Genomic DNA, 12,457 nt, shown 5'->3' with positions numbered 1-12,457 from the left:
AGGCGCATCGCTCCATTACCATCCTCACCCAATTGGGCCCCGGCCTTCGCGGGGGTGGTTTTAGTTAGCGTCGATAGCCTAAATCAGCGGATCGTTGTCAGCCATTCCGCTTCGTCCGCGCGCTCCGTGCGCAACGCATTGGCAGGTGCCCTCTTGTCCTCGTAGCCGATCGCCATGCCGCAGAAGAGCATGCGGTCTTCGGGCAGATCCATGCCCCTCCCGACCGTTTCCGGATACATCGCCCAGCATTCCTGCGGGCAGGTGGCGAGGCCGGCTTCCACCGCGAGCAGCATCAGGTTTTGCAGGTACATGCCGAGGTCCGACCATTGCGGCGGACCCATCCGCCTGTCGACCGTGCAGAAATACGCGGCGGGGGCGCCGAAGAAATCGAAGTTTCGGGCGAACCATTTCTGCCGCGCCGGCTTGTCGTCGCGGGGGATGCCGAGGTGCGCGTACATCGCCTCGCCGACGGCGTAGCGGCGGTCTCTGTAGGGGGCGGCGAGGTCGCGCGGGTAGACGTCGTAGGCTGGGGTTTCGGTTGCGCCGGTGGCTAGCTTGTCAGCCATCGTCGCCTTGAGGCGGGCCAGGGGTTCGCCTTGGACTATGGCGATGTGCCAGGGCTGGAGGTTGCCGCCCGTTGCTGCTCGGGACGCTTTTATCGCGAGGTCGCGGAGGAGTGCGGGATCGACCGGAGTGTCGAGGAAGCCTCGGACGGAGCGGCGAGCGGCTATGGCTTCGGTCACGTCCATGGTTTCTCCTCTCCAATTTTGTTCTCCTGCGAACGCAGGAGTCCAGGTTGCGAGCGTTTCGCCATGTTACCCTGGATCCCTGCGTTCGCAGGAAAACGGTTAGGCTTGGCCCTTACAGCACGAACCGGCTCAGGTCGGTGTTGCGGGCGATTTCCTTCAGCTGGCTGTCGACGTACGCGCCGTCGATGACGAGGTTCGAGCCGCCGCGGTCTTCGGCGTTGTAGCTTACCTCCTCGAGCAGCTTTTCCATCACCGTCTGCAAGCGCCGCGCGCCGATGTTCTCGATCTCGGAGTTCACTTCCGCGGCGATGCGCGCGATTGCGGCGATGCCGTCTTCGGTGAACTCGATGCCGACGCCTTCGGTGGCGATCAGCGCCTTGTATTGCAGCGGCAGCGACGCCTTGGTGTCCGACAGGATCGCGACGAAATCGGCTTCGGTGAGGCCCTTTAGTTCGACGCGGATCGGCAGGCGGCCCTGGAGTTCGGGAAGCAGATCGCTCGGCTTGGCGACGTGGAACGCGCCGCTGGCGATGAAGAGGATGTGGTCGGTCTTCATCGGGCCGTACTTGGTCGCGACGGTGGTGCCCTCGATCAGCGGCAACAGGTCGCGCTGGACGCCTTCACGGCTGATCGAACCGCCGCGGCCGTCCGACACCGCGATCTTGTCGATCTCGTCGAGGAAGACGATGCCGTTGGCCTCCGCATCGGCGAGCGCCGCGCGGCTGACCTCGTCCTGGTCGAGGCGCTTGTCGGCCTCTTCCTCGACGAGCTTGTCCCACGCCGCGTGGACGGTGAGCTTTCGGCGCTTGAGCTGCTGCCCGCCGCCGAACGACTTCATCATCTCGCCGAGATTGATCATCTGCGGCGCGCCGCCGGGGATCTCGAACGGCGTGGTCGGCGCCTGCTCGACCTCGATCTCGACTTCGGCGGAGTTCAGATGACCGTCGAGGAAGCGCTGCTTGAAGCTTTCGCGCGTCGCGGTGCTCGAATCCTTGCCGACCAGCGCGTCGAGCAGACGTCCCATCGCCGCCTCCTCCGCCTTGTCCTTCACCGCAATACGACGGCGTTCCTTTTCGAGGCGGATGGCTTCCTCGACCAGGTCGCGGGCGATCTGTTCGACGTCGCGGCCGACATAGCCGACCTCGGTGAACTTGGTCGCCTCGACCTTCACGAACGGTGCGTCGGCGAGTTTGGCCAGACGTCGGCTGATCTCGGTCTTGCCGCAGCCGGTCGGTCCGATCATCAGGATGTTCTTGGGCGTGACCTCGTCGCGGAGGTCTTCGCTGAGCTGCTGGCGGCGCCAGCGGTTGCGCATCGCGACCGCGACCGCGCGTTTCGCGGCGGCCTGGCCGATGATGTGGGCGTCGAGCGCGGCGACGATAGCCTTGGGGGTGAGCTGGTCGTTCATTTTGTTACCTTCTCCCCTCCCGCTCGGGAGGGGTCGGGGGAGGGCGTGGCCGCAGCGGAAGGCGTGGGTGGGGTGTATTTCAGCCCCTCCCCTAACCCCTCCCGCAAGCGGGAGGGGAATTAGCTAGTCGAATCCATCGTTTCGACCGTGAGGCGGTCGTTGGTGTAGACGCAGAGTTCGGACGCAATGCCCATTGCCTTGCGGCAGAGGACTTCGGCGTCGGTCTCGTATTCTACCAGCGCTCGGGCCGCGGCGAGCGCGTAGTTGCCGCCGGAGCCGATCGCGGCGACGCCGTTCTCGGGTTCGAGGACGTCGCCGTTGCCGGTGAGGATCAGCGTCACGTCCTTGTCGGCGACGATCATCATCGCCTCGAGATTGCGGAGGAACTTGTCGGTGCGCCAGTCCTTGGCGAGCTCGACCGCGGCGCGGAGGAGCTGGCCCTGGTGTGCTTCGAGTTTCCGCTCGAGGCGTTCGAACAAGGTGAAGGCGTCGGCGGTGGCGCCGGCGAATCCGCCGATAACGCTGCCGTCACCTAGGCGGCGGACCTTGCGCGCATTGGGTTTCATGACGGTCTGGCCCATCGAGACCTGGCCGTCGCCGATCACGACGACCTTGCCGCCGCGGCGGACCGAGAGGATCGTGGTGCCGTGCCATGTCGGCATGGCGTGGGGGTCGTTGCTCATGGCAGCGATGTAGGGTTTGGTTTTGGGGGTGCAACGCCTCTGCCGCCTCCGTCATCCTGACGAAAGTCAGGACCCAGGGTTCCAGACGGCCCGCCCGTGGCTCTGGGTCCTGACTTTCGTCAGGATGACGGGAGGAGAGGATGACAGCTGGCGGGGATGACGGAGCGGGACTATCGCCCCTTCCCCCATTCCCGCGCGACGGTGTAGCCGAGATAGCCGGTGCCGAAGAGCGCGTAGAGCGGTTCGGGGATCGCGTTCAAATACGCCGCCATGCCGGCCGCGATCGCCTGCGCCGTCTGCGGGCGGACGGCGGCGATCAGGCCTGCGGGGATCGCGCCGAGGAGCAATGTGTACATCACGTAGAGGAAAGTCGGGCGGGCTCGGGTGATCCAGGGGTCTGGTGCTGGATCAAGGGGTTGCGGGGTCATTGGCTGTCTCCGGGAATCTGGAAGTGCACAAAGTTCACACGCTGGGAGCGTTTTCGCAGGGGGCTCAGGTGCGGTTCGCGAGCCAGCCGTAGAGGAAGGCTTCGTTGGCGGGGCGGGTCTCGGCTAGCGCGACGTAGCGTTCGCCTTGGAGGGCCTCGATCGCTTTCAGGAGCACGGTTTCGCCGCCGGGTTTTCGGCGGGATAGGAAGGCGTCGAGCGCGGTGAGCGTGGCGGGGCCGATACGGCCGTCGAGGGTCATGTCGGGGTAGTCGGTGGCGCCTCGGTTGAGCGCGTTGAGCGCGCGTTGGAGGAAGGTGGCGGCGACCGCGGGGCCCATGTTGACGCCGGTATCGAAGAGTTCTTCGGCGATTTTCGGGGCTCGCGTGGCGATCTGGTCGAAGGCGGGGCGGGTCCAGTAGAGGCGGCGGTAGATGGTTTCGGCCTGGTCGCGGGGGAAATTGCGCATGTCTCCGGGGTAGCCGTTGGTGCGGGCTACTTGTTGCGTGATGCCGTATTTGGTGGGGCCGCCGCGGTCCGCGGGGTGGTTGGAGTAGCCGCCTTCGCGGTCGATGACGGCGTCGATTAGGTGGTCGATGGTCATGATGTGGGTCCCGCCCTGTTTGGGGGTGAAGCGAACCATATTGGTTCGCTGTAGGACAGGGGAATTTGGGGGTCATGCCCTGCATCGTTCCCTCACTTCCGCTCTCTACCGTTCCCCCGCGGAGGCGGGGGGCCAGGGTTACGGCGGACGCCGCTCGTGATTCCTGGGCTCCCGCTTTCGCGGGAGAACGGAAAAGGGAGCCCGGCCCATTCGATGAGATTGCACCTCCCCGGCGGAGGCCGGGGTCCAGTTGGGGGACGCTGACAACGGAGGGCGGCGCTTCGTTACGTCGGACGTTCCAATTGGGCCCCGGCATTCGCCGGGGTGGTGCTATGGCGGGGTAGTGCTGTGGTGTGGGGTGCCGGGTCGCGACCGCCGCCCTACCCCCACCCAAACCGACGCTACGTCCGCGCGGGGTTGGCGGATCGGTGCCCCTAAGGCTATGCGCTCCCTTGAACATTCGACGCCGCGGGTCCTGCCCGTGCGCTCTGGATCCACCCGGTCGCCGCCGCGGCCGACAGGTTAGGAAGACCATGGAAGACGATTTCCGCAAAGCCGCGCTCGATTATCACCGCTATCCCAAGCCCGGTAAGCTCTCGGTCGAGGCGACCAAGCGGATGGCGACGCAGCGCGATCTGGCGCTCGCTTACTCGCCGGGCGTCGCCGCCGCGTGCGAGGAGATCGCCGCGGATCCGGACAAGGCACGGGATTATACTGCTCGCGGAAATCTCGTTGCGGTCATCACCAACGGGACCGCGGTGCTCGGGCTCGGCGCGATCGGGGCGCTCGCGTCGAAGCCGGTGATGGAGGGCAAGGCGGTGCTCTTCAAGAAGTTCGCGGGGATCGACTGTTTCGACATCGAGATCGACCAGCTCGATCCACAGGCGTTCATCGAGGCGGTGCGCGTGCTCGAGCCGACGTTCGGCGGGATCAATCTCGAGGACATCAAGGCGCCCGAATGCTTCGAGATCGAGACGAAGCTGCGCGAGGTCATGAACATTCCGGTGTTCCACGACGACCAGCACGGCACGGCGATCGTGTGTGCGGCCGCGGTCCGCAACGTGCTCGAACTGCGCGGCAAGCGGCTCGACCAGATGAAGCTGGTGACGTCGGGCGCAGGCGCGGCGGCGCTCGCGACGGTCGATTTGCTGGTTTCGATGGGGCTCAACCCCGAGAACGTCACGCTGACCGATATCGCGGGCGTCGTGCACAAGGATCGCGGCGACGTGATGCCGCCGAACATGGCGCGTTACGCGCGGACGACCAATGCGCGGACCCTGCCGGACGTGCTGGAGGGGGCGGACATCTTCCTCGGGCTGTCGGCGCCGCGCGTGCTGAAGCAGGAATGGCTGCACCTGCTCGCGCCCGATCCGTTGATCCTGGCGCTGGCGAACCCCGAGCCCGAGATCCAGCCGGCGCTGGTCCATGCGACGCGGCCCGACGCGATCATTGCCACTGGTCGCTCGGATTTTCCGAACCAGGTCAACAACGTGCTCTGTTTCCCGTTCATCTTCCGCGGTGCGCTCGACGTCGGCGCGACCGAGATCAACGAGGCGATGAAGGTCGCTGCGGTCGACGCGATTGCGGCCCTGGCGCGCGCTACGGCTTCCGATGTGGTCGTCACCGCTTACGGTGGCGCGACGCCGGTGTTCGGGCCGACCTACATCATCCCGAAGCCGTTCGATCCGCGGCTGATCCTGCACGTCGCGCCGGCAGTGGCGAAGGCGGCGATGGACTCGGGCGTGGCGACGCGGCCGATCGAGGATTTCGACGCGTATCTGCGCGACCTCGAAGTGTTCGTGTACCGCTCGGGCCAGCTGATGCGGCCGATCTTCGCGCGCGCCAAGCAGGCGGGGCGCTCGATCGCGTATGGCGAGGGCGAGGACGACCGCACGTTGCGCGCGGTGCAGACGGTGATCGACGAGGGTATCGGGCGGCCGGTGCTGATCGGACGGCGCGAGGTGATCGCGGAGAAGATCCAGTCGAGCGGATTGCGGATGGCGATCGGCACCGATGTCGAGGTGCTCGATCCGGGTACGGACCGCGAAGTGTTCGATCCGCTGCTTGCCGGGTATAACGCGCTGGTCGGTCGTCGCGGATCGCCGCCCGACAGCGCGGAGCGTGCGCTGCGGACTCGGCCTAGCGTGGCGGCGGCGATGCTGCTGCGCGAGGGTCGCGTCGATGCGGCCTTGTGTGGCGGGATCGGCGACTGGTGGACGCAGATGACCTACGTCATGCCGCTGATCCCGCGGATGCCGGGCGTTTCGCGGCTGTATGCGATGTCGGCAGTGATCCTGCGCACCGGGAGCCTGTTCTTCTGCGATACGCACGTGACGGTCGATCCGACCGCCGAGCAGATCGCCGAGATGACGCTGCTGGCGGCCGAGGCGGTGCGCGCGTTCGCGATCGAGCCGAAGGCGGCGTTGCTGTCGCATTCGAGCTTCGGTGCGTCGCGGTCGCCCTCGGCGCAGAAGATGCGCGCCGGGCATGCGTTGCTGAAGGAGTTCGCGCCGGAGTTCGAGTTCGATGGCGAGATGCACGGCGATGCGGCACTGTCGGAGGCGCTGCGGCGGCGGTTGGTCGCGGACAGTCCTTTGACCGGGTCGGCGAATTTGCTGGTGATGCCGAACATCGATGCGGCGAACATCGCGGTGTCGCTGCTGTCGGCGTCGACCGAGTCGCTGCCGCTGGGGCCGATGCTGCTGGGGCTTGCGAAGCCGTTGCAGATGATGGTGCCTAGCGTGACGGCGCGCGGGATCGTGAACCTTAGCGCGGTGGCCGTGGGTCATGCGGCGACGGTGAGCGAGACGGCGTAAGCCTTCTCTTTCTGCCCCCCTCCCTGGCAGGGAGGGGTTGGGGGTGGGTCGGCTTCCGCCTGTTCGGACCGGTGGGCCTCGAGCCGGCCTACCCACCCCCAGCCCCTCCCTTTCAGGGAGGCGAGCGCGGTTGTGAGCGGGGTGAGCGTGGCGCACGAACCAACGACAAGACTGCTCCCTGAGCAGCGCCGCGTCTTTTCATCGATGTAAGAAAATGGTCGGAGCGACAGGATTCGAACCTGCGACCCCCACACCCCCAGTGTGGTGCGCTACCAGGCTGCGCTACGCTCCGACCGAACGGGCCGCATAGCAGCCCGAGCCGCGCGCTCTACGCAGGGTCGGCGCGCGATGCAAGTCGCAACGCCGCTCGCCCGCAAGAATTGCCTCAGTCGCCCATCAGCGTGCGCCAGAAGCTGCCCTCATATGCCTTCACGCTGACCTGCTCGATGGTGTACGCGCGCAGGGCGCGACCGAAGGCCTTCTGGTGTTCGGCCTGGCCGTGCGCGGCGATCGCCTCGGGGCTCGCCCAGCGTTCGGAAATTCGGATCAGGTCAGGATCGACCAGGTCGAGCGCGAGATTGTAGAATTCGCAGCCGTCTTCCGCGGCGCAGGCGGCCATGTGCGCGATCAGCGTGTCGGCGATCTTCGCGCCCTCGCCGGCGGCCAGCTTGATATGCCCCATCACCAGAATCATCGCATCTCTCCTGTTTCGCCCCGGTTTCGCCGCGACTTCATCGTGGTCTCTACACGAACCGTCTACGCCTGCGTCAGTTGCACGGGACCCCAAGCGATGATAGCGGGCGGACCATTGCGACCGGCCGCGCGGCGCGCGAACCGAGCCACCCTTCACAGATACGGAACTCCATGTTCATCTCACCAGCATACGCCCAGGCCGCAGACGGCGCCGCCACGACGGCGGGAGGCGGGATCGCCTCGTTCCTGAGCCTCGCGCCGCTCTTCCTCGTGTTCGTCGTGTTCTATTTCCTGATGATCCGTCCGCAGCAAAAGCGGATGAAGGCGCTGCAGGCATCGGTCGCCGCGGTGAAGAAGAACGACAGCGTCGTCACGTCGGGCGGGATTCTCGGCAAGGTGACCAAGGTCGAGGATAACGTCGTCGAGGTCGAGATCGCGCCGAATGTCCGCGTCCGTGTCGTCAAGGCGACGCTGACCGACATCACCAGCCCGAACACGAAGCCGGCGAACGACTGATGCTCGACTTCCCGCGCTGGAAAATCGGGTCGATCATCGGGTTGCTGGCGGCATTGTGCCTGCTGGCGATCCCGAGCTTCCTCCCCGAGAGCACCACGAGTCAATGGGGGCGGATTCCGCATCCGCACATCAACCTGGGGCTCGATCTCGCCGGCGGCAGCTATCTGCTGCTCGAGGCGGATACCGCCGACCTCGCCGCGACGCGGATCGAGGCGATGCGCGACAGCGTCGCGGGGACGATGCGCAACGGGACGCCGCGGATCGAGATCGGCGACATTTCGACGCGGGGCGGCCAGCTGACCTTCCTGCTGCGCGACCCGTCGCAGGTCGACGCGGCACGCGAGCGCCTGCTGGCGATCACCGGCGGTGGCGCCGGGATGAGCGGCCAGCGCGAGTGGGATATCAACGTCGTCGACACGAGCCGGTTCGTGCTCAAGCCGACCCAGGCCGGCCTGACCCAGGCGGTCGACACCGCCATGAAGGACGCGACCGAAGTCGTCCGCCGTCGTATCGACGCGCTCGGCACCAAGGAGCCGACGATCGTTCGCCAGGGCGCGACGCGGATCGTGGTGCAGGTGCCGGGGCTCAAGAACCCGCAGGCGCTGAAGGAGCTGATCGGCAAGACCGCCAAGCTCGAGTTCAAGCTGGTCGACGAGACCGCGAACCCGGCCGACCTGGTCAAGGGGATCGCCCCGGTCGGCAGCCAGGTGCTGCCGTATCCGGGCAATCCGCGCGGCGTGCCGTTCATCGCGGTCAAGCGATCGGTGATCATCTCGGGCGATCAGCTCGCCGATGCGCGCCAGGAGTTCGAGCCGCAGACCAACGCGCCTCAGGTGGCGATCACGTTCGACGCGGTCGGTGGCCGTCGCTTCGCCAAGGTGACGACCGAGAACACCAACAAGCCGTTCGCGATCATCCTCGACAATTCGGTGATCTCTGCGCCGAACATCAACGAGCCGATCCTCGGCGGTCGTGCGTCGATCTCGGGCAACTTCACCGTCGAATCGGCCAACGCGCTGGCGATCTCGCTGCGGTCGGGCAAGCTGCCGGTCAATTTGAAGACGATCGCCGAGAGCACCGTCAGCCCCGATCTCGGCAAGGATTCGATCCGCGCTGGCGTGCTCGCGTCGATCGTCGCCGCGCTGCTCGTGATCGTGTTCATGTTCGTCACCTATGGGCGGTTTGGCCTGTATGCGAACCTCGCGGTGGTCATCAATATCCTGGTCATCGTCGCGGTCATGGCGATGCTGAACGCGACGCTGACGCTGCCCGGTATCGCCGGGTTCGTGCTGACGATCGGGACCGCGGTGGACGCCAACGTGCTGATCAACGAGCGTATCCGCGAAGAGCGCCGACGCGGGCGTAGCGTCGTCCAGTCGGTCGAGCTCGGCTACAAGGAAGCATCGCGGACGATCTTCGAGGCCAACGTGACGCACGCCATCACCGGCGTCATCATGCTGCTGCTCGGCTCGGGTCCGGTGAAGGGCTTCGCGGTCGTGCTGTTGATCGGGATCTGCACGTCGGTGTTCACCGCCGTCACGTTCACCCGGATGATGGTCGCGCTGTGGCTGCGGAAGAACCGCCCCACCACGATCAATATTTGAGGCGGGAGATAACCATGCGCCTGCTGAAACTCGTACCCGACAACACGAACCTGAAGTTCGTCTCGCTCCGCAAATGGGCGTTCGGGCTGACCTTGCTACTGTCCCTGCTCGCGGTCGGGCTGGTCGTGACGAAGGGCCTCAACATGGGCGTCGACTTCGTCGGCGGCGTCCTGATCGAGGAGAAGTTCGCCACCCCGCCGTCGATCGATGCGGTCCGCACCGAAGTCGACCGGCTCGGCGTCGGCGAAGCCTCGATCCAGTCGTTCAGCGATCCCAAGACGCTGTCGATCCGCCTGCCCGTCCCGGCGGGCGACGAAGGCGCGACCAACCGCCTCGTGAAGAAGGTGTCGGACGATCTCGCGGTGAAGTTCCCCGGCGCGACCTTCTCGAAGTACGACACGATCTCGGGCAAGGTCTCGGACGAGCTGATCAGCAAGGGGCTGCTCGCGGTCGGCCTCGCGATCCTCGGCATCGCGCTGTTCGCGGTGGTGCGGTTCGAGTGGCAGTTCGGCGTGTCGACCGTCGTCGCGATCGTCCACGATCTGTTGATGACGCTCGGCTTCTTCGCGCTGACGCAGTTCGAGTTCGACCTGAACATCGTCGCGGCGGTGCTGACGATCATCTCGTACTCGATCAACGACAAGATCGTGATCGACGACCGTATCCGCGAGAACATGCGTCGGTATCGGAAGATGGACATGCGCGAGATCATCGACCTGTCGGTGAACGAAACGCTGCCGCGGACCGTGATGACCTCGGTGACGATCCTGCTCGCGCTGGTCGCGATGCTGGTGCTGGGCGGCCACGTGCTGCGCGGGTTCACCGCGGCGATGATCTTGGGTATCGTCGTGGGCACGTATTCGTCGATCTACGTGTCGTCGTCGCTGCTGATCACGCTGGGTCTGCGGGCCGATCCTGCACCGCGCAAGGGCGGCGTGCAGGATGGCGCCGAGCGGGTTGGTCCGAAGGTCGAGCGTTGATCACGTCATGAGGATGGACCGCGAGAAGACCGATGGGCCGATGATCTCGGCGATCGGTCGGGCTGGGTTCAAGGTCGATGACGGGTATTATACCGCTTTGTTGATAAGCCCCGAGCGGGCGGATGGCTGGGAGCCGCCGGCGTTCGAGGCGCTTGGAGAGGCGGACGTGGCGGCATTGCTGGCGCTCGATCCACCGCCGGAGTTCCTGTTGTTGGGTACCGGTTCCGCGCTTCGTCAGCCGCCGCTTGCGTTCAAGATGGCGGTCGAGGCGCGGGGGTTCGGGATCGAGGCTATGGACAGCCGTGCGGCTGCTCGGGCTTGGGCGGTTCTGCGTGGTGAGGGTCGCTGGATCGTGGCGGCGTTGTACCCGCTCGAGGGGTGATCTGAGACTGCTGACCCTCCCCCGCTAGGGGAGGTATCGCCGGAGGTGACGGAGGGGGCGGATGCCCAACCGACGTTTCCCTTTCCTCCTCCTCCGTCTGGCAAGGGCCAGCCACCTCCCCCTGGCGGGGGAGGATTCTAAATCCGGTGTTCCGCGGCCAGCGTTGCGAGGTGCTCGTAGAGCGCGGCGGTGTTGGCTTCCCAGGTGAAGCTGGCGACTGTGGCGCGCGTCGCTTGGGGCGACGGCGGATCGGCCAGCAGGGCGCCGATCGCGGCGGCGAACGCTAGCGGATCGCCAATCGTGACGCGGCCTGCTTCGGGGGATGTCACCACGTCATGCGCGCCGCCGGCGTCGGTGATGACGATCGGGGTACCGCAGGCGAGCGACTCGACCCAGGCGTTGGCGAGGCCTTCGGACTCGGAGGCAAGCGCGCTGACATCGGCAGCGGCGATCAGCTTCGGGATGTCGGCATGCGGCACGGCGCCGAGCAGGCGGATGCGGTCGGCTATGCCGAGTCGCGCGATCTGCGCTTCCAGTGTCGATCGCGCGGGGCCCTGCCCTGCGATCAGGAGCGTGACGCCGGGGAGTGCGGCGACCGCGTCGATGACGATGTCGTGGCCCTTGCGCGGGATCAGCGCGCCGACCGAGCCGACTAGCGGGCCCGCTACACCGAGGGCTGCCTTGGCGGCGGCGCGATCGACGGGGTGGAAGCGGTCCTGGTCGACGCCGGTGTGATGGACGCGGATGCGGTCGGCGGGCAAGCCCATCGCGACCATGTCGGCCTTCATCGCGGCGCTGACCGCGAGCATGCCTGCGGCGTTGCGGCCTGCGTCGCGGACCTGCGCGGCGGTGGCGGGCGCGTTGCCCCAGATGTGGATGTCGGAGCCGCGCGCCTTGATCGAGACGGGGACGCCGTAGCGCTTGCCGAGCGCGACCGCGGCGGGGCCGTCGGGGAAGAAGAACGAGGCGTCGATGACGTCGAACGCGAAGTCTTCGCGAATCGCGTCGAGGACGGGGATGAGCGCGCGGTGCAACGCTGCGGCGTGATGGCGGCCTTGGAGGAACGGGCGAACGGTGAAGCGCGGACGGTGGAGGTCGAGGCCCTTCCAGCGTTCGTGCGTCGGGAGCGTGGCGAGGGCCGCGTAGTGGCCGAGGTGGCGGAGCGGGCCTGGGGGGAGGCCTATCGGTGCTACCGCTTGCAGCGAGACGTCGGGGTGCGCGGCGAGGCCGAGCGTCTGGCGTTCGACGAAGACGCCGAAATTAGGGCGGGTCGCATCCGGGAACAGCGTGGAGAGGGTCAGGATGCGGAGCATGGTCTGGGGGTTACAGGGGACGGGTTAATGCGGGGTGAGTTTGGGGGGGTATCCTCAATTGCCACCCAGGCGGAGGCCGGGGCCCAATCGGGGGACGTTGCTAACGATGGACAGCCCGCCGTTATTGCCACCTTTCCAATTGGGCCCCGGCCTTCGCCGGGGTGGTGGTGGTTGGGGTGGCGTTTGCCCTCGATTACATTGTTCTCCCGCGAAGACGGGGACCCAGACTGGGCTCCCGCCTTCGCGGGAGAACAAGGAGGTGGGGTGAAACGGACGTTGAGGCG

The 12,457-nt window shown here is 66.5% G+C and carries 11 protein-coding genes, 1 tRNA gene and 1 pseudogene; 5 read left to right on the top strand and 8 right to left on the bottom strand.

Going from position 1 to position 12,457, the window contains the following annotated elements:
- Nucleotides 1–83: 83 nt before the first annotated feature.
- The 5 genes and pseudogenes from C8J25_RS11850 to C8J25_RS11830 all read right to left on the bottom strand — a co-directional run bounded on the left by C8J25_RS11850 (nt 84) and on the right by C8J25_RS11830 (nt 3,869).
- Complete coding sequence (locus C8J25_RS11850; protein ID WP_107954626.1) at nt 84–749, bottom strand: nitroreductase; 666 nt, start codon at nt 747–749, stop codon at nt 84–86.
- A 112-nt stretch (nt 750–861) separates the two neighbouring features.
- Nucleotides 862–2,157 carry an ATP-dependent protease ATPase subunit HslU gene (gene hslU / locus C8J25_RS11845; protein WP_060526425.1) on the bottom strand — a complete coding sequence of 432 codons (1,296 nt, stop codon included), beginning with the start codon at nt 2,155–2,157 and terminating at the stop codon, nt 862–864.
- Between the two features lie 119 nt (nt 2,158–2,276).
- Nucleotides 2,277–2,819 carry an ATP-dependent protease subunit HslV gene (gene hslV / locus C8J25_RS11840; protein WP_107954625.1) on the bottom strand — a complete coding sequence of 181 codons (543 nt, stop codon included), beginning with the start codon at nt 2,817–2,819 and terminating at the stop codon, nt 2,277–2,279.
- 191 nt (nt 2,820–3,010) lie between these two features.
- Nucleotides 3,011–3,241 (bottom strand): annotated as a pseudogene (locus C8J25_RS11835) (3TM-type holin); the annotation flags it as partial.
- Nucleotides 3,242–3,332: 91 nt separating this feature from the next.
- On the bottom strand, nt 3,333–3,869 hold the full coding sequence (locus tag C8J25_RS11830; protein ID WP_107954624.1) for a glycoside hydrolase family 108 protein: 537 nt from the start codon (nt 3,867–3,869) through the stop codon (nt 3,333–3,335).
- A 533-nt stretch (nt 3,870–4,402) separates the two neighbouring features.
- Between C8J25_RS11830 and C8J25_RS11825 the strand changes: the two genes are divergently transcribed.
- On the top strand, nt 4,403–6,685 hold the full coding sequence (locus C8J25_RS11825) for an NADP-dependent malic enzyme (RefSeq protein ID WP_107954623.1): 2,283 nt from the start codon (nt 4,403–4,405) through the stop codon (nt 6,683–6,685).
- Nucleotides 6,686–6,900: 215 nt separating this feature from the next.
- Here the strand turns inward: C8J25_RS11825 and C8J25_RS11820 are convergent.
- Nucleotides 6,901–6,977 (bottom strand) — tRNA-Pro (locus C8J25_RS11820).
- 93 nt (nt 6,978–7,070) lie between these two features.
- Complete coding sequence (locus tag C8J25_RS11815; RefSeq protein ID WP_107954622.1) at nt 7,071–7,379, bottom strand: putative quinol monooxygenase; 309 nt, start codon at nt 7,377–7,379, stop codon at nt 7,071–7,073.
- 170 nt (nt 7,380–7,549) lie between these two features.
- Here C8J25_RS11815 and yajC point away from each other — a divergent pair, with 170 nt between their 5' ends.
- From yajC to C8J25_RS11795, 4 genes are read left to right on the top strand one after another with little or no spacing between them, the layout of a single operon-like run.
- Nucleotides 7,550–7,894 carry a preprotein translocase subunit YajC gene (gene yajC / locus C8J25_RS11810; RefSeq protein WP_056066746.1) on the top strand — a complete coding sequence of 115 codons (345 nt, stop codon included), beginning with the start codon at nt 7,550–7,552 and terminating at the stop codon, nt 7,892–7,894.
- Complete coding sequence (gene secD, locus C8J25_RS11805; RefSeq protein ID WP_107954621.1) at nt 7,894–9,498, top strand: protein translocase subunit SecD; 1,605 nt, start codon at nt 7,894–7,896, stop codon at nt 9,496–9,498. The genes yajC and secD overlap by 1 nt, the downstream gene beginning before the upstream one ends.
- A 14-nt stretch (nt 9,499–9,512) precedes the next feature.
- Nucleotides 9,513–10,478 (top strand): protein translocase subunit SecF, encoded by a 966-nt coding sequence (gene secF, locus C8J25_RS11800; RefSeq protein ID WP_056489900.1) that lies wholly within the window; start codon nt 9,513–9,515, stop codon nt 10,476–10,478.
- A gap of 7 nt (nt 10,479–10,485) precedes the next feature.
- Nucleotides 10,486–10,860 carry an Mth938-like domain-containing protein gene (locus tag C8J25_RS11795; RefSeq protein WP_107954620.1) on the top strand — a complete coding sequence of 125 codons (375 nt, stop codon included), beginning with the start codon at nt 10,486–10,488 and terminating at the stop codon, nt 10,858–10,860.
- Nucleotides 10,861–10,997: 137 nt separating this feature from the next.
- Here C8J25_RS11795 and C8J25_RS11790 read toward each other — a convergent pair whose 3' ends face one another.
- Nucleotides 10,998–12,173 (bottom strand): glycosyltransferase, encoded by a 1,176-nt coding sequence (locus tag C8J25_RS11790; protein WP_107954619.1) that lies wholly within the window; start codon nt 12,171–12,173, stop codon nt 10,998–11,000.
- Nucleotides 12,174–12,457 lie beyond the last annotated feature (284 nt).

It is taken from the genome of Sphingomonas faeni, from assembly GCF_003053745.1.
Classification (GTDB): Bacteria; Pseudomonadota; Alphaproteobacteria; order Sphingomonadales; family Sphingomonadaceae; genus Sphingomonas; species Sphingomonas faeni.
The sequence above is the reverse complement of the archived record's forward strand: the minus strand, read 5'-3'. Positions and strand labels throughout refer to the sequence as shown.